Here is a 17,589-nt window from a genome sequence, read left to right as displayed (position 1 = left end):
AACGCCTATAGCCCCAACGTGCTAATGTGGGATGATGCCAAGGCAGCCTACTTCACCGCCATGGGCTGGGACCCTACCACAACCAAACCGCTGGAGGCCACACTCGATAAGCTCAACCTTCCCACCGTGAAACACCAGCTTTACGGCAACTAAAAGTAAAAGGAGGTTGTAGTAGCAAAATACTTCAACCTCCTTCATTTTTTTAACAGAAACCCGTTCTAATCCTAATGACAAGAAAGACTGGTGTGAGAATTACAAAAAAAGACGGAACACGTAAATCGTTTTGTTTTGACACTTTACTAGTTCAAGATAGCACAATAACGGGTAAAAATGACCATTTCTTCGGAGTGAATATTACGCCAATTAATCTAAACAATATTGAAAAAGTAGAATTACAATACAAATAGAATAAAACACACGCTGTCGACGCAGACTTTTTTCCATACGTGCGCTGCGAAAAATTGCAGCATAAATACGACACACTTTTAATCTTTTACATTCTCTCTTTTCCCTCTCGCTAGCGAAGCCCAGATACCTAGAATCGAAAGGGCTATGAATACGCCAATAGTGAGGTGAGAGGCATGCAGAAACTGTATATGGTTTGATGGATTAATTTTATCGTTGCCAATAAATAGATGAAGGACAAGGGTAGCTATTCCCATGCTCATCATCTGTCCGGTAAGGCGCATGGTGCCCACCGTAGCAGAGGCAATGCCAAGGTATCGCTTCTCCACCGAACTCATAATAGCGTTAGTATTGGGCGAAGAGAATAGCCCAAAGCCAATACCAAGAATCAAGAGCGCAGCCACAATATAGCCGTTGGAAGTGCTATCGTTTATGGGTAGCAACAGGCACAGTCCTACCGCAATGATTGTCATCCCCATCGAGGAGAGAATGCGCGAATCGTATCTATCGCTCATACGTCCCGAGAAGGTAGCCACTATCGCCATCATGATAGGCTGTGCAACCAGAATGGTACCGGCTTCGCGCGGCGAAAACCCTTTTACATACTGTAAGTAGAGGCTAATAATAAAGGTAATGGCAAAGGTGGTGGCGTAGTTGATTAGGGCAGCCAAGTTGCTCATGGCAAAGAGCCGGTTGTGCGCAAAGAGTTTCATATCGAGTACCGGATACTGCGCCTTCCACTCCACTCGGATAAAGAAGAGTAAACCGGCAAGACCTGCAACGGTACAAGCAATGGCAAAGTTGTCGGGGATTTTGGAGAAACCATACATGAAGGCCGACATGGAGGCAATATAGATAAGCGAACCCTTGAGGTCGAACTGCTCGTGGCGCGCGTCGGCCCACTCCTGCTTAACCGCATAAGGAGTTGCAAATAACACCAGCAACCCAATGGGAATGGGAAGCACAAAAAGGCTCTGCCATCCAAACGATTGTGTAAGGAATCCACCCAAAACCGGGGCGGCCGATAAGCCCAGATAAACGGCGGTAACGTTCATTCCAATTGCTTTGCCGCGCTCGTGTGGCGGAAAGGCTGAGGTAACAATGGCCATGCTGGTTCCAAACATCATGGCACCGCCTATTCCTTGAATGGCCCTAAAGATAAGAAGCATTGACGTGGAAGTAGAAAATGCGCACATGAGCGAAGCCATTACCACAACACCATTTCCCCAAAGAAATATCTTTTTCCTGCCAAACATATCGGCCAATTTGCCCATGGGTACCAACACCACTGCGGACGCCAGCAAAAACGACATGGCCACCCAGCTCATGGTAACCGCATTCATGGAGAACTCACCCCCAATTTGCGGCAGCGCAATGTTCACCGCAGCACCCATAAACGGATTGATAAAGGAGGTGAGCATGATGAGAATCAGCAGTAAGTTCTTATGTATTTTCGGAGCCGCAGTTTCCATTACATTTCAATTCATTGGTAGAGGGAGGCAAAATTAGAAGATAATTTGTTAATATGGTCTTTGCAGAATAGGATAATTAGGGGAGAATGGCAGTTGGCAGTTGGTAGTTTTTTATCGGAATTGGAGCAAAACCGACGAACAGAGTATTACGGCTGCACTCAGGTAGATTACCGATAATTTTTGCCCAACCAATTCATATTTACACTAAATTTAGAACGAGAACACAGAGATAGCGTTCAGCATTAAAGAACAACTTACCTCAAAAAAACCCATGACAAGAAATTGGCCAAAAAGAATGACATTGCTAATTACGCTTCTAATGACAGGAGGCTATCTTTTTGCTCAACAGATAGAGTGGGGTGAGAAAAATAAAGCAAAATCGAAGAACTACCAACCAATCATTCTGATGGACGATGGAGAATCGATTTACACCACGTACTTCGACGCTCATCATGCAGATATTGAAAGGCATAGTATAAAAGGGGTGCTTGTTTACTCTACCTCTATTGAATTAGGCAAAATAGGGAATAATTATCCCGAGATTGAATATGTCGGATATCTAAATGACAAATTCGTTCTATTTGCCTCCTACTACAATGCATCCAACGATACTGCTACGCTATACTCCTATTCCTATTGCGGAAAAACGGGGATTCAAACAGGCGAAGAGACAAAGCTATTCGCCGTTCCTGCAGTGAAGAATTGGTCGAGAGGAAACTTCACCTTTATCCCCTCACAGGATCAATCCAAAATCATGATCAATACCACAGTTACCAAAGGGAATAGCGGTAAAATAACCGATTGCTTTAAGCTATTCGATTCGAACATGAATATGCTTATGGAGCGGGACGAAATAGTCTACGGCAAGGAGGTTGACTATACCAACCAGAATTTTACTGTTGATAGCGGGGGGTCAATATATTTTGTCAGGAAAAAGAGTGAAGGACAATTCTTTATGGTAGAATACGATGCCGCCAAGAAGTGGGCAAAGTGGGAAGAGGTGATTGATGCTTCAAAGACCGATAAAAACCTATCCGTTACCGGGGTTGCTTTTGGATTCGATTCGAACCTCGACCTGATAATTACTGGCATATGCACGGCTACCCACAAGGGCATAACCAAGCCCGTCGGGGCAATGTATATGAAGGTTGATCGTTTGTCGAAAGATGTAAAAATCTTCAAGACCTACACGTTTGATACATTCCGAAAAATGGGCGGTTTTTCGTTCACGAACCCATCCATGCACTTCACCAAAGGAAATAATTTGGTGTTTATTAGCGAATGTCAATCCGAAATGCAATACAAAAATTCAACCATGTATATGGAAGGTGATTTAGCCTTGGCAAGTTTTGCTACCGAAGGAGAGTTACTTTGGTCTAATTCCATACAAAAAATACAAATATATAGCAACGCAGCCGTCATACCGTTTACAGTTGCCATGTCGAATGCGCAATACTTCTCGTATGTTTCGGGGATTAGCGGCAATAACCTTTTTGTTTTCTTTAATAATAATCCAATGAACTTGACTCGGCAGGATGGAGAAAAGGGCCCAAGCGTAATGCCATTCAGTAAGACCATACCAATGCTTAATACCATAAATCTTACCGATGGCAAGATCGTGTATAAGCAATTTTTCGATCCAAAGGAAGCAAATACTTACCTTAAAATACGGGGTAGTTACCCAATGAGTAATAGTTCCGATATTATTGCACTGGCACAATACAAAGGTATTTACCAGTTTGTAAGGATTAAGTTAGAGGAGTAGCCCAATGGGGTAATTCGCTCGAGAGTAAATACTGTATATGTGATTATTTTTTATAAAAGTTACTGCAACAGTCTATTGATAAAAAATTCCACAACACTTACTCACAAGAAAATGCCTCTTAACCTCCTATCAACAAAATGAACAGAACATCAAGATTCTGTGTTAATTGGGAGGAACAATCAAGAATATTTTTAAATTTATGAGGATTTTCAACCCTGCTTTTTGCTGATGAAAACAGAAATGCCATATAGAGTTATCATTAGTAGATTCATTTCTATAGGCTTGCTACTTTGGGTATGCCAATATCCCTTATTGGCCGTTGAGAATGCAGAAAATAAACTACTGGCCAAGCTATCCCACAGCAAACCGGCCGAAAAAGTCGCCATTTTAACAGAGCTAGGCCAATACCATAGTGATTTTAACTATCCCAAAGCGCTTACGTTCACCGACAAAGCAATTAAACTTGCCATCGCAGTAGGCGATTCCGCCGGCTTAGCCAAAGCGCTGTACACCGATGGCATAATCCATCAGTTGCAGGGAGAAAATAACGAGGCTCATAGAAGTTTAAAGCAGGCTTATAGCCTATACACCCAATCGAATGATAGCCTCGGTATTGCACGAACCAGCGATTGCCTCGGATCACTATTTCGTTACTATGGTGCATACGAAAAATCGCTGGAATACCATTTATGGGCGTTGGCTGTTTTTGAAAAGCGAAACGATACTACGGGTAAGATCAGCGCCATGAACAATATTGGGATCGTATACCGCAGTCTCGATAATTATACAAAGTCCATCAGTTATTACCAGAAAGCACTTGGGCTAGCAAAGGAGTCTAATAGCAGCCTACTATCTACCGTATATAACTCCATTGGATCCTACTACTACTATCTTAAAGAGTATAAATCAGCCAACTACTACTATCGTAGAGCCTTAGACATTGTGCCTACCACCCTCGCACTAAAAGAGCGGCATTGTGCGGCATTAAACAACATTGGCAACGTATATCGAAGTAAAGAGCAACTCGATAGTGCACTTTTCTACTATAGTCTATCGCTAAAGGAGAGCAAAATCCTTGGTCTAATAAACCTTTCCGCCATCACCCTTAAGAATATTGGCACTATATACGCTAGGAAAGGGGAGGTTCAAAAAGCCGAGGAATTCCTACTTAAAAGCATTCACTTAAGCAAGAAATCAAATTTAAAGCAGGTTGTGCGTGATGACTACCTGATACTATCCAACCTCTCTGGCAAGAATGGTGACTATAAAAAGGCATTAAAATACCACAAACAATACTCTGAAATTCAAGACTCAATACATCGTGAAGAACAATCGAGCAAGGTTGAATTACTCGAAGTTGATTATCTATTTCAGCAAAAAGAGAAGGATCTTGCCATTCTCATGAAGAACAACGCGGAGAAAAACCTTGAAATACAAACAAGTAGAAATCTTCTATTGATTTCTATTCTCATCATATTCATCCTAATAACTTTGACAATTGGAATCTATCGGCTCCTGCACATTAATAGAAATGCTAAGCAAAACTTACTTCAGATGAACGAGAAGTTAGAGGAGCGTGTAATGAGCCGAACCGTAAAGTTAGAGTTGGAAATAGCAAACCACCGAAATACTGCAGTTGAACTTTTAAAGGCCAAGGAAAAAGCGGAAGAGTCGGATCGATTGAAATCGACCTTTCTTTCTAACATTTCGCATGAAATTCGCACACCAATGAATGCCATTGTTGGGTTTACAGGGTTGCTCTCCAGCCCTGATCTTCAGGTAGCGGAGCGGGATCAGTATATTGAGGTAATCAATAAAAGTGGTAACTACTTACTCTCCATTATTGATGATATTATTGAGATTTCGAAGATTGAAGCCGGTCAAATTACGCTTCACTACTCACAAGTTTCGGTTAATTCCCTATTAGACCAACTCTATGATACCTTCAAAGCAGAGATTCCTGAAGAAAAAGACATTTCGCTAAACGTAACAATACCCAAGGAAACACTTACCATCTCTACCGATCCGGTAAAACTCCGTCAGGTGCTTTCCAGCCTATTGAGTAATGCAATTAAGTTTACTGAAAAGGGTAGCATTACTCTTGGATACCAAAAAGCAAATAGCACTGAGTTAACTATTTTTGTAAGCGATACCGGTATTGGCATTGATGAAAAGCATAGGCAGATTATTTTTGATCGGTTTCGGCAGGTAGAGAACAAAAATGAAACCAAAAAAGGTGGATCGGGCTTAGGTCTGGCAATTTCAAAGGCCTATATAGACAAACTTGGCGGCACCATAACACTTGAATCGGAGATAGGCAAGGGATCAACCTTTACCTTTACCCTTCCCATATAGCACTAAATTACTACTTTGATATTCCATGAAAAGATCATAAACCTCTAATAAAACAGAGGTTATCTAGCACACTTACCTTTGTAATAAGATACAAATTGATTTGTCTGAGATAAACACTCCTAATAAAACTAAGAATGGAATCAATCGGATTTATGGCTTCGATAAATATGTATGATTATCCCTCGAAAACCAGAGAGAGTATCAGGTAAACCTCAATATGAAACTGACATAATTGATGTTTCGACGATAGTAAAATCCACATATGCTATACATTGACTGTGTGGAATTGAAAAACATGCGATTTTCACCCTCCAAAACATGCCTTTCCTCATCTAATCCAAAATACACTTTAAGCATAGCCCCTTATCCAAAATAAAAAGAGTAATTTCGCAGCCTGAAATAAAGGCAAAAACATCTAATTAAATAGTATAAATGATTACAGTATCAAACGTTGGACTTCAGTTTGGCAAGCGAGTATTATTCCAAGACGTCAACCTAAAGTTCAATCCAGGCAACTGCTACGGAATAATAGGGGCGAACGGAGCCGGTAAATCAACATTTCTAAAAATTCTTACAGGCGACCAAGACCCTACCAACGGAACCATCATCTTTGGCAAGGGCGAACGTCTTTCGGTATTGAAACAGGACCACTTTGAATTCGACGAATCTACAGTCCTAAATACCGTGCTCATGGGACACACCGTGCTCTGGGCCATCATGCAGGAGAAGGAGACACTCTACTCCAAATCCGACTTTAGCGACGCCGATGGACTCCGCGTAGGCGAACTGGAAACACACTTTGCCGAGATGGATGGATGGAACGCTGAAAACGAAGCGGCCACCCTTCTTAGCGGTTTAGGCATCAAGGACGACATGCAGCATAAACTCATGAAGGAGCTGAGCGGTAAGGAGAAGGTTCGCGTGCTTCTGGCACAAGCCCTCTTCGGAAAACCCGACAACCTCCTACTCGATGAGCCTACCAACGACCTTGACCTTGATACCGTAAGTTGGCTGGAAAACTACCTCTCCAATTTTGAAAATACGGTTCTAGTGGTATCTCACGACCGTCACTTTTTAGACTCAATTTGCACACACACAGTCGATATAGATTTCAGCCGAATATCAATGTTTTCGGGTAACTACAGCTTCTGGTACGAAAGTAGCCAACTAGCCCTTCGCCAGCAGCAGAACCAAAACAAGAAGGCTGAAGAGAAGAAAAAGGAACTACTGGAGTTCATTGCCCGCTTTAGCGCGAACGTTGCTAAGAGCAAGCAAACCACGAGCCGTAAGAAGATGATCGAGAAGTTAAACATCGAGGAGATTAAGCCATCGAGCCGAAAATACCCCGGTATCATCTTTAAGCCCGATAGGGAACCAGGCAACCGCATTCTGGAGGTTACCAACCTCAGCAAGCGTATTGAGGGTGAAATTATTTTCAAGGATGTGAATTTCACCATCGAAAAAGACGAAAAGGTGATATTCCTGTCGCGCGATCCACGTGCCATGACAGCCCTTTTTGAAATTATCAACGGAAAGATGGAACCGGAAAGTGGAAACTTTGAGTGGGGTGTTACCATTACCAAAGCATACTTGCCCCTCGACAACTCCAGCTTCTTTGAAACGGACTTGTCGCTCATCGACTGGTTGGCACAATTCTCGGATGATACCCTAGAGGTTTACCTTCGCGGATTCCTTGGCCGCATGCTCTTCTCGGGCGAAGAGGTGTATAAAAAAGCCAACGTGCTCTCGGGAGGCGAAAAGGTTCGCTGTATGATTTCGCGCATGATGCTCAAGGATGCCAACGTATTGGTTTTGGATACTCCAACCAACCACCTTGACCTTGAGTCGATTCAAGCATTCAACAACGACTTGCAACGATTCCCAGGAATTGTGCTCATGTCGTCGCACGACCATGAGTTCATCGAAACAGTATGTAATCGGATTATTGAATTAACGCCCAATGGAACCATCGACAAAAAGATGGAGTACGATGAGTACATCTCCGATGATAATATCAAGGAATTGCGCGAGAAACTATACGCAAAGAAAGCAAAACACTAATATTTGCAGAGCATACATATAGAAAAGAGGCTACCTAAATGGGTAGCCTCTTTTAATAAACAGTAAATATGCTCCAATCAGGAGAACTAATCCGTCGCTATACCAGTTTGATTCCGTTATCAGCAATGGTAATCAGTCCAGCCTTAAAAAGCGAGCCTATCGATTTCTTGAAATTTTTCTTACTCATGTCGAGCATTTTGTATATCACGTCAGGGTCAGTCTTATCATTTATGGCAAGGAAACCATTGTTCTGCGTAAGAGTATCAATTACCCGTTGCGATATTTCATCAATCTTATTTCGGTAACCGATTGGTTCCAGCGAAAGGTCTATCTTGTCGTCTTCCCTAATCTTTTTAATAAACCCTTTGGTGCGCTGTCCTTTTCGAACCAATTTGAATAGATCGGAATGGTAAAGAATGCCCGTATGGGTATTATTAATAATGGCGGTATACCCCAATTCGCTCTCGCTATAGATGTAGAGGTCTACCTCCTGCCCAACCACAAAATCTGGTGGGATGTTATCGAGAAAGCGTTCCACCCTACCCGATCCGGCAATTCGGGTCGTTTCCTTATCGATATATACTCGTATCAAGTAGGAACGACCTTGTTCCATCCGTTGCTTTTGCTCACGGAATGGTATAAAAAGATCTTTCATCAATCCCCAATCGGCAAAAGCACCAATCTTACTCTCCTCTACAATCTCCATATATCCAAACTCACCCACCATAGCAATGGGCTTATCGGTTGTTGCAACTAATCGATCTTCGGAATCAAGGGAAATAAACACATCCACCTCATCGTCAACACGGCTCTCGCCCGGCACATAACGAATGGGCATAAGAATTTCACCGAGGTTTTCCCCATCGAGGTAAACTCCAAATTCAACTTCCCGAACAATCTTCAGCCTATTGATCCTTCCCAGTTCGGCCATAACTCCTTATTTTTTAATGAGGCGCGAAGATACCACAAAAAATGGACTTCCCCCTATTATAGCTCGATATCACTATTCACCAACGGCAAACCGAACCTCCTTAAATGTAGTATTACCAAGAATATCGAAAGCCTCAACCTTCAGCACATAGTTCTGGTTAGGCTTCAATTCGGATATCGGCATTCCGTATGGCTTCTTTGTTGCCGCATTCAAGGAGTAAAACAGTCGGTTGGTTCCTGTGATCGCATCGGTAGCTCCAAGGAACAGCGTTAGGGTGGAAGGATAAATATCCAAGCCATCGGCACTCTTACCAATAGGTCTCTGCCCAAAGATACAGGCAATTTCGGGTCCGGTAGCATCGACAAAAAACGCACCCTTTCCGCTGTTGATATTCTCCACATTATCGAAACCGGTGTAGGCAATGGCATGGTTACCTTCTGCCGTTACAGCAAAAGGCTTGTCGAAGGTTTGCTCCTCAGCACCATCCATTCGATACACGATGTGTGATAAACCCGATTCAGTATCACGCCCATCCAGAAAAATACGGGTTGATGGGGAGATAAAAAGAGTATCGTTCCTAAATATTTTATTTCCTACAAACCGGTGCGATACCGACGGTCCAGAAATGTCCACGGAGGGGACATTAGAGAGCTGGTTATCGTTATTCTCAGAGGTTTTATTATTTACCTTATCAGTAGCAAATGCAGTGATGGATAGTGATCCTATTAATTCGGAAAGATAAACTGGTTTAGTATATTCAACTGCCTTGTTTCCATTAATGGTGTAGAAAATATTATTTACACCTGCCTTATTATCTACGGCTGTGATTTGAAGTTGAGACCTGCCGGAAGAATAGGATTTTCCGTTTAGCACGTAGCTGTTCCCAACTATTTCAACAAATACAATGGGAGCACTTTTATCAACAAAGAAAGTAAACTCTTTAGGTTCCTCTCTGTTGCCCGAAAAATCTTCGGAAAAGTAGGAAATAGTATGCTCCCCTTCTGCGAATGTAGAGGCCTTTAGCGGCATGCCATAGCGAAATTCTTGGCCGTCATCTATTTTGTATACCGTTTTCTTCACGCTATGATTATCGGTTGCAAGCAGAGCAACTGAAGACCGTGCCGAGATGGTATTGTCACTCCTATCGCCCCTAATTTCCAAATTAGAAACAGGTGGTGTGCCATCGACCAATACTTTTATCTCGCTCGTTTTCTCTCTGTTACCAACCTTATCAATGCTGAAAAAACGGACTATATGCAATTTTTCCTCTGTTAAAGCAATGGTATCTATGCACTCAAAATAAGGCGCCCCATCGAGAGAGACAAATATGGATTCAAGTCCAGAAAGGTCATCGCTGGCAGAAAAGGTAATGATGCAGGGCGGCTTTACGTGGTGTATATTATCCTTTCCTTTATCCACCTCTACGATTCCAAATCCAGTTTGAGGTGCCTGACCATCGGCATACACTTCGAAAGGAATCTTTTTCCCCAATTTCAAATCGAGGTGGGTCATGGTGTATTTCCCCGACGAAGTTAACCTTACAGGGGACTTTAGGTTGACGAAAAGAGGAACAGCATCAGATCCATCTCCCTTAGTGCCCATATAAAACCGAACCTCAGCATTTTTTTTGAAGATCACCTTTTTCGTAGTATCGGTTGCCGTGCGCTGACCAAAAGCAGCAAACGCGCCCAATATAAAAAACGAAAAAGCAAGTATATAATGTCTCATAGAATTGGCTCTATTTTAACGGTAACAGTTTAAACTCAACCCTACGATTGGCCTGATGCTCCTCTTCGCTACAAGTTACACCTTTAGTGCATCGATTAACGGGCGTTTTGCTTCCCATTCCTTTTGATCTTAGCCGAGAGCCAGCAATCCCTTTCGATTCCATAAAGCGCAGCACAGAAAGGGCCCGTTTGGCCGAAAGTTTAAGGTTGTATTCTGCGCTACCGCGACAGTCGGTATGGGCGACAATTTCCAATCGAACTACTTGGTGCTCCTTAAGCAACTCGACAATATTTAGCAGTTCAATAAAGGAGGATTCGCGCAGCTGAGAGCTGTTGTAATCAAAGAAGATATCCGGCATATTTATGGTGGCCTCTAAATTAACCACGACGATAGCCTCCGTGGTATCGCCAACATTACCAACATTATCGATAGCATACATGCGAAGTTTTTGCTCACCTTCCTTGTCAAAAGTAAAGAGATTGCTCACCGGTGAAAACGCGATTCCATCGTTAGAAACGTAGACAGAAGAAACCCCACTCTTGTCGTCCTTCGCCGTAATGACAGCCCTAGCACCTTTTTCACAGTAGAACTTATTTTTATACCTGACGCTGAGCCCTTCTGAGAAATGGAGCGACGATTTTGGACCTGCCCCATCGGCCATTATTTTCATCTTATATTTCTCACCATTTGCAGGGTTTGTGTAAACAAAAAAATGGCTGCCCGCTCCATCAAAATACATGGGATTGGCATACTTCTTATCTCCGGGGAGTAACAGTTTCGTTCCACCTGCAGTATCGACAAAAAAGTAGGATGGGAGCTTTTCCTGAATAAAAACTCGTCCTAAAGAATCTTGATAGAGACCTGGTGATGAAAGTATTGTTTGCGCAAAGAGGCTACTAGCGGAGATGAAGGAAATTGTGAGAAGGGAGATTACGTTTTTTATCATGAGGTTCGTTTTTTCAACAATTCTCTTCCCTAAATATAAAATCACTCAGGAAATATGTCGATAAAAATATTCCTGTAAAATTAACCTTTCATTAGGACAAACAACATCCGTTTACTAAGTGAAACTATACGTTTATCAAAGTTAATAGTATAAGGAACATACAACACAATTGCCTAACTTAAATTAACGGGATGCTCATCATCGCCCAATCGGAAGCCCATTAACAGCATATCGTCGAGTTGAGGCTCATGTAGTCCCATCCAAGCCTTAATGGTTTCCGCCACCCGAACCTTTTGTTCGGCCATGGGAAGTTGATGGATGCTTAAGAGTAAATCACGAAGCCGTCTGGAGGTAAACTTAACGCTATCGGGTCCTCCAAACTGATCGAGAATTCCGTCGCTAAAGATATAACACGAAGTAGGGCAATCTATATCAATGGTGTGTAGGGTAAACTCACGCTGCTCTTCGTTTTGTGATCCGCCTACAGGAACAGCATCGCCCTTAATGATGGTTAACTCACCATTCTTAATCAAAATGAGTGGATTTCGGGCTCCAGCGAACTCAATGGTTTTGCCTTGATTGCGAATCACACAAAAAGCAATCTCCATACCATCGCGATTATCGTTTTTATACTGCTTTAGCATAAAACGAACGGACCGATGTAGCTCATTCAGTATATCGCTGGCCACCACCCCACCACTGCGAGTGATATTTTCAAGTAGATTTACACCAATCATGCTCATAAAGGCACCCGGAACCCCATGACCAGTACAATCGGCGGCCGTAATGAAGAATCGAGGTTCACTATCTCCAGCAATTTGCTTGAAGGTAGTATTTTTTGAGTGGTGAGATTTTGAAAACCAATGAAAGTCGCCTGAAACAATATCTCGCGGTTGAAGGAATACAAATGACTCTGGAATTACCGTTTGTAGCCCTTCTTCGGTGGGTAGTAATGCTTCCTGAATGCGTTGAGCGTAATTAATACTGGAAGTAATATTATCATTCTGGCGGCGAATTTGTAAGGAAGCTAACTCAAGGGCTTGACTTTTGGCCGCAATTTCGATGTTCTGCTTTTCGAGAAGATGGTTCGCCTTGCGCTTTTGGTTATAACCATAGAGTATTAAACCGGCAATTCCCATCATGAAAATAACAACCCCAATAATGGCATTACGCACCATGGCTTGAGCGCGGAGCTGTGCCTGCTGAAGCTCGCGTTGCTTGCTAAGAAGGTTTATTTGCAATTGCTTCTCCTTCGAAATTAACTCAACTTTTTGAAGAGTAGCCTTAGTGGATTTAAGATTCTTTGTCTGCTGTTGCAGCTCTTCTTCTGTGAGCAACTTGCTCTGAACAACTTCATTTACTTGGGCCTTGGCGTGTTGCTCACGCTCACTAACCTCCTTGTCCTTGAGAGCCATTTGGTCGCGCTGAAGCCTACGCGAAAATGCGCTGTAGAGGTTAAAATACTCGGCCGATTTCTCCGCATGTCCGAGCTTTGTTTCCACCTCGGCTAGCACACCATAGGTGCTCTTTATTAAGCTTAAATCATTCAACTCTAAGGCAAGTGCATTGGCCTCGGTAAATGATTTAAGCGATTCTTGACTCCTATTCAACTCAAGCTGTGCCGATCCAATATTTACCAACATGTTAGCGACATCAGCTTTTCGCTTCTGTTTTTTGCTAATGGTTAAACTTTTCTGGAAGTATACAATTGCATTTTCAAACTCTTCTTGGTCGGACGAAATAACTCCCATGTTGCCATAGATAGTGCGCAATGCATTGGAATTCCCAATTCGTATATTTAGCGAAGCAGCCATTTCGTAATGATTAATAGCCTGCTTGCCTTGGTTATTTACCCAATACACCTTGGCCACCTTCCCGTAATACATGGCCGCTTCGGAGAGGTTTCCTTGAGATTCATTGCTTTTGGCTAAAGCCAGGTTTGCATCAATTTCGCGCTGAATAGCCTCTGGAATTTTTTGGCCATAAACCATTCCACCCCAACTGCTGCTAAAGCAGGTAATCAATAAGAGGACAAAATATTTAATAGCCGGACTCATGCTTGTATGGGTTTAATTCCGTTTAAATAGGTCGATAGTTAAATGGGATGGAACACATGCGAGCCATTTCATACCCCTCGTCGAGACAATCGTCATCATCGTCCCTGTATTTCCATACAACGTCTACCTTAAACCCCTGCTGTTTAATACCATCAAGAACTTCCAGTATATCCACAATCCGCTTTGCCGAGGCAGAGTTCATATAGTAGATATTAATATCCAGCGTAGTTATAGGTCTTGGATTTAAGGCATACTCCTTCAACCAAGCAATAGCAGGTTGGTAATACACCACTGAATCTTCTGGGAGAGAACGCCCTTCAATTTCTAACAAGCCCGTTTCACCATTAAAATTTATCCCCGGTCGGTCTTCTAGTTTTGGACGAAAAAATATTACTTCTGCCATAGGTGATATGCTCTAATTAAATATCTACAATTTACTAAAATAAAACGAGCTATTGCAATTATCCATTTCTGCTTTGTATGAAAACTCATTTTTGCAGAAAGAGGGACATTGTGCTAATCAACAAATATAAGCATCCACACATAAGATCACATAAAAACTATCGATGAAAATAGTGATATTCCTCATCTGAATTTAGCGTTCCAACAACAACGCTCTTTCGCCAGTCCGATGATAAAACATTAGTTAATATCTCCCAAATGCGGACTCATATTTCGGTCAATTACACTAATACGCTAATAACAAACAAGCAATTGTCGTAGTTAGTTTTATATGGCCTAGTATTTTGGGCGAAAGATAAACCAGCGCACAAAAAAGGGGTTGCAGAACATCTGCAACCCCTATCTATAATGGAATAAACTATCGGTTATTGGACAAATTGTTTTGCATAGTATTTTGCAGTGAGCTTCTCGCCTGTAGCGCGCTCAATCATCTCATTCCAGTAGTAGCGTGCACCTGGCATAAACACATTTTGCTTAAGGTAAGTCCCAACTTCCGGACGATTCACAAAACTTTGATTCACATAGTCGTCCGATTTAAGCACCTTATCGGTAATATGGTAGTAAAGTTGAGAGGCCAACAGTTCACCCAATAAGTAGTTGTGGTAGTAGCAAGGAACGGTAGCAATATGAATTTTGGTAGCGTAATCGGGCATATTGCGTCCTTCTGGTTTCTTAATCATTTGATACTTCTCAACCAAGTCCCACCATAACTTGTTGAGATCTTGATCGGGATTCTCATACATACCCTTCTCAAAGCGGTACATCACCTGAGCCCAACGGCTGAATACTAGCTGCTGTAAACGAAGAGTCTTGTGACAATTGTCGGCAATTTTCACAGCCTCAGTCGAATCAATAATTCCCATATCTTTCATCCACATTGGATTGGTCGAAAAACGACCAAAGATCATGGCAATAGCCTCGGTGGTGAAGGTGTGCGCCTGAGTACGTAGCTCGAACGGAAGGTTTCTATCATTATACTTGGAGTAAACGCCATGGCCAAACTCATGAAGAAGAGTCCCCATCCAATCGGAGTTCGGCTTCACGTTGTTTAAGGAACGAACATCACCTTCGCGATCCACATCCATACAGTAGGCATGTTGGTTCTTACCTGGTTTTTCAAACAGGTCGCTCTTGGCGATAACATCATCCATGTTCAGGCCAATGCCGTTATAGAAAGTGGCAGTTAGCTTAACTAAGTCTTGCTTTTCGTAGTATTTATCAATATCCACAGGATAAATAACCGGTGCCTCCTGAAAGAAACGGTTTTGGTAATGCCAAGGCATTAAGTTCTCTTTCTTAACGTTGTATCGTTTGGCAAAGTAGGTATCCATATCGTCCTTGAGCTGTGCAAAAGCTCCACGGGTAAGGCTATCGAGCTCGTCGAAGAGGGTATTCACTTCGGCAGGATCTTGATCGCCAAGCTTAAGACTCATCTCATGGAAGTTGGAGAAACCAAGATCTTTGGCAATCTCGTTACGCAGCTTAACTAATGCTTTAAGATCGTTGGCTACGAGTGGACCAATTTGCTTATGGGCTTCCCATGCTGCTTGCAGCTCCTTGCTGTTGGTCGATTTCTTAAGAATGGCTTCGACATCATTATCCGAAATAGCCTTGCCATTAACCATGGCTCTAAAGTTGGAATACTTCTTTTCTATCTCAGTTTCCATCTTAATTTTTCGGGCCAACTTGGTGGTATCGATTTGATTTCCCAAGAACTGCATGTAGATAATGTCGAGTTGGCGTAGCAACAAGCTATCCTTTACCTCACCCGATTCCTTGATCGCCTTAAGTTCGGCAAACGCCTCTTTATTGGTATAAACCGTGGTGAGTTTCACGTTCAACTCCTCCATGGTGGCATAATCCTCATTCTTGCCCGATATGGAAGCGTTCCAATAGGCAAGGGCAGCCTCCTTTGATAAAGGTTGAATGGTAGCCTCGTGCTTTTCGATAAAGGCTTTTAGTTTATTCTCCATCTTTTCTTGTTTTGAAGCGCAGGACCACATTACCAAGCCTGCCAGTACCAACGTACTGATAGATAAATATTTTTTCATAGGATTAAAACATTTTAGGTTGCCCAAAGGTATTAAATAGCTTCAGTATTAGCATAACCCGACAAATATTTTTTGATTGGAACATCGTTGGCATTAGGCTGAAAGATGCAGCCTGCACGCTTTAGCCTCTCTCTTACTCCAATACTCAGGGATTTTGGTTTCATTCGAACTCCAATTACTTCTTCCAGTCCTTATCTCTTCCGTTATAATAAAACCCTTATCTTTATGCCAGAATCATTATAGTTTTCCAGCTAAAGCACAATACAATTAACCAGAGCAAAAGATGTACTACCTAGCTTGCAACCACTGCGGTCATCTGAACCAAGCAATATCGGTAAATTCGGTGTTGTGCACCCAATGTGGAAAAAAGATGGAGAACAGCTTTACCCACTGGAAAGAGAGTCATCCCAAGGGTAGCCACAATCAATACCTCAAAGAATGCTGCATTGATGAAGCAGCCCTTAGGAAGAGCAGACAGGCCCAGTTGCAACAAGATAAAAAAAGAAGAACAAGACGAACCATTGCCCTAATACTCGGAGTAATTGTAGTTCTGTTTTCGATAATTGCCTTTGTTGGCTACGGCGGAATGATCAAAAATGCGTTTTTAGACGCCATCCATTCCAGCAATGAACGGGAATGGAGCGAACAGTTCGTAGGAACAGAAGGGCTGGTACTCAGTTTCCCAAAAACATTTGAAAGTGCAGATGCCATTATAGAACAAATTCCACCCGCCATCCGAAGCCGTTTCGAAAAGGTTGAAGTGAGTATTGCCGGATTCAACAAGAACTTTATTGCCCTTGCATTTACTATTGTTACCAACGAATCGGATACGGGAAGTCTTAACCGGTATGCCGATATTGGATTAAGTCTACTAACTGGCAGTAGAAGGATTGATAATGCCAATATCAAAACCGAAGAATACACCATTAACAACCTGCCTGCCATTTTGCAGCAAGGAACTTTTGTTTCAGATGGTAAACCTCGATCCAGCTTCTCCATGCTTCTTGTTGGCAAGGATAAAAATTTCTGGCTCATTATGGTAGTATTCCCCACCGACGATACCAAAGCCCAACAAATAACCCAAAGATTGATTCAATCGGCTGAAGTTAGGCCGAAAACGGATTAACCAGCAACAGAGTACCCGCTTAAACCCACCGCAAGAGAAACCGAATACTGGTGACTATTCGGTGCCACCACACCTGGTGGTCATTTGCAAAACTGATCAACAGATTCGCCTTTCCCCTCAAATAAAACAACTTTTCAGGAGTTTGAACGGCCTAAGTTAAATAGCAAATAATATCTTTGGCCACTTACAATATCTCTATTGACGGGAATAACCTTTCAAAGTCCTGAGGA

At 42.4% G+C, this 17,589-nt stretch carries 12 protein-coding genes; 4 read left to right on the top strand and 8 right to left on the bottom strand.

The annotated features are described in order from the left end of the window. Positions 1–485 precede the first annotated feature (485 nt). Positions 486–1,877, bottom strand: a complete 1,392-nt coding sequence (locus BLS65_RS10630) for an MFS transporter (RefSeq protein WP_092438778.1) — start codon at positions 1,875–1,877, stop codon at positions 486–488. A gap of 295 nt (positions 1,878–2,172) precedes the next feature. Here BLS65_RS10630 and BLS65_RS10625 point away from each other — a divergent pair, with 295 nt between their 5' ends. The 3 genes from BLS65_RS10625 (at position 2,173) to BLS65_RS10615 (ending at position 8,058) form a co-directional block, all read left to right on the top strand. Then, entirely contained in the window at positions 2,173–3,642 is a 1,470-nt protein-coding gene (locus tag BLS65_RS10625) for a hypothetical protein (RefSeq protein WP_125869840.1), read from the top strand. A 228-nt stretch (positions 3,643–3,870) separates the two neighbouring features. Beyond that, positions 3,871–5,997 (top strand): tetratricopeptide repeat protein, encoded by a 2,127-nt coding sequence (locus tag BLS65_RS10620; RefSeq protein WP_092438774.1) that lies wholly within the window; start codon positions 3,871–3,873, stop codon positions 5,995–5,997. A 432-nt stretch (positions 5,998–6,429) separates the two neighbouring features. Further along, positions 6,430–8,058, top strand: coding sequence for an ABC-F family ATP-binding cassette domain-containing protein (locus BLS65_RS10615; protein WP_092438772.1), 1,629 nt, complete (start codon positions 6,430–6,432; stop codon positions 8,056–8,058). 97 nt (positions 8,059–8,155) lie between these two features. On the opposite strand, the gene BLS65_RS10610 is transcribed toward BLS65_RS10615, so the two are convergent. The 7 genes from BLS65_RS10610 to BLS65_RS18905 all read right to left on the bottom strand — a co-directional run bounded on the left by BLS65_RS10610 (position 8,156) and on the right by BLS65_RS18905 (position 16,397). Further along, on the bottom strand, positions 8,156–8,989 hold the full coding sequence (locus BLS65_RS10610) for a CvfB family protein (protein ID WP_092438770.1): 834 nt from the start codon (positions 8,987–8,989) through the stop codon (positions 8,156–8,158). Between the two features lie 72 nt (positions 8,990–9,061). Continuing rightward, complete coding sequence (locus BLS65_RS10605) at positions 9,062–10,717, bottom strand: OmpL47-type beta-barrel domain-containing protein (protein WP_092438768.1); 1,656 nt, start codon at positions 10,715–10,717, stop codon at positions 9,062–9,064. Positions 10,718–10,727: 10 nt separating this feature from the next. Continuing rightward, complete coding sequence (locus BLS65_RS10600; RefSeq protein WP_092438767.1) at positions 10,728–11,663, bottom strand: OmpA family protein; 936 nt, start codon at positions 11,661–11,663, stop codon at positions 10,728–10,730. Positions 11,664–11,836: 173 nt separating this feature from the next. Beyond that, positions 11,837–13,720: a SpoIIE family protein phosphatase gene (locus BLS65_RS10595; RefSeq protein WP_092438765.1), complete on the bottom strand. Its 1,884-nt coding sequence runs from the start codon at positions 13,718–13,720 to the stop codon at positions 11,837–11,839. A gap of 22 nt (positions 13,721–13,742) precedes the next feature. Further along, positions 13,743–14,123: a DUF1987 domain-containing protein gene (locus tag BLS65_RS10590; protein ID WP_092438763.1), complete on the bottom strand. Its 381-nt coding sequence runs from the start codon at positions 14,121–14,123 to the stop codon at positions 13,743–13,745. Between the two features lie 424 nt (positions 14,124–14,547). Next, complete coding sequence (locus BLS65_RS10585) at positions 14,548–16,155, bottom strand: M2 family metallopeptidase (RefSeq protein WP_170830080.1); 1,608 nt, start codon at positions 16,153–16,155, stop codon at positions 14,548–14,550. 110 nt (positions 16,156–16,265) lie between these two features. Then, positions 16,266–16,397 (bottom strand): hypothetical protein, encoded by a 132-nt coding sequence (locus BLS65_RS18905; RefSeq protein WP_262507986.1) that lies wholly within the window; start codon positions 16,395–16,397, stop codon positions 16,266–16,268. Positions 16,398–16,516: 119 nt separating this feature from the next. Here BLS65_RS18905 and BLS65_RS10580 point away from each other — a divergent pair, with 119 nt between their 5' ends. Continuing rightward, complete coding sequence (locus BLS65_RS10580; protein WP_092438759.1) at positions 16,517–17,359, top strand: zinc ribbon domain-containing protein; 843 nt, start codon at positions 16,517–16,519, stop codon at positions 17,357–17,359. Positions 17,360–17,589: the final 230 nt, after the last annotated feature.

The sequence above is a fragment of the Williamwhitmania taraxaci genome (genome assembly GCF_900096565.1).
Classification (GTDB): Bacteria; Bacteroidota; Bacteroidia; order Bacteroidales; family Williamwhitmaniaceae; genus Williamwhitmania; species Williamwhitmania taraxaci.
This window is presented reverse-complemented; position numbering and strand designations above follow the sequence as displayed.

What these genes read in the sequence shown, in the direction of transcription:
- BLS65_RS10630 (WP_092438778.1), bottom strand. Translation starts at nt 1,877, where the DNA reads ATGGAAACTGCGGCTCCGAAAATACATAAGAACTTACTGCTGATTCTC.
- BLS65_RS10625 (WP_125869840.1), top strand. Translation starts at nt 2,173, where the DNA reads ATGACATTGCTAATTACGCTTCTAATGACAGGAGGCTATCTTTTTGCT.
- BLS65_RS10620 (WP_092438774.1), top strand. Translation starts at nt 3,871, where the DNA reads ATGAAAACAGAAATGCCATATAGAGTTATCATTAGTAGATTCATTTCT.
- BLS65_RS10615 (WP_092438772.1), top strand. Translation starts at nt 6,430, where the DNA reads ATGATTACAGTATCAAACGTTGGACTTCAGTTTGGCAAGCGAGTATTA.
- BLS65_RS10610 (WP_092438770.1), bottom strand. Translation starts at nt 8,989, where the DNA reads ATGGCCGAACTGGGAAGGATCAATAGGCTGAAGATTGTTCGGGAAGTT.
- BLS65_RS10605 (WP_092438768.1), bottom strand. Translation starts at nt 10,717, where the DNA reads ATGAGACATTATATACTTGCTTTTTCGTTTTTTATATTGGGCGCGTTT.
- BLS65_RS10600 (WP_092438767.1), bottom strand. Translation starts at nt 11,663, where the DNA reads ATGATAAAAAACGTAATCTCCCTTCTCACAATTTCCTTCATCTCCGCT.
- BLS65_RS10595 (WP_092438765.1), bottom strand. Translation starts at nt 13,720, where the DNA reads ATGAGTCCGGCTATTAAATATTTTGTCCTCTTATTGATTACCTGCTTT.
- BLS65_RS10590 (WP_092438763.1), bottom strand. Translation starts at nt 14,123, where the DNA reads ATGGCAGAAGTAATATTTTTTCGTCCAAAACTAGAAGACCGACCGGGG.
- BLS65_RS10585 (WP_170830080.1), bottom strand. Translation starts at nt 16,155, where the DNA reads ATGGAGAATAAACTAAAAGCCTTTATCGAAAAGCACGAGGCTACCATT.
- BLS65_RS18905 (WP_262507986.1), bottom strand. Translation starts at nt 16,397, where the DNA reads ATGAAACCAAAATCCCTGAGTATTGGAGTAAGAGAGAGGCTAAAGCGT.
- BLS65_RS10580 (WP_092438759.1), top strand. Translation starts at nt 16,517, where the DNA reads ATGTACTACCTAGCTTGCAACCACTGCGGTCATCTGAACCAAGCAATA.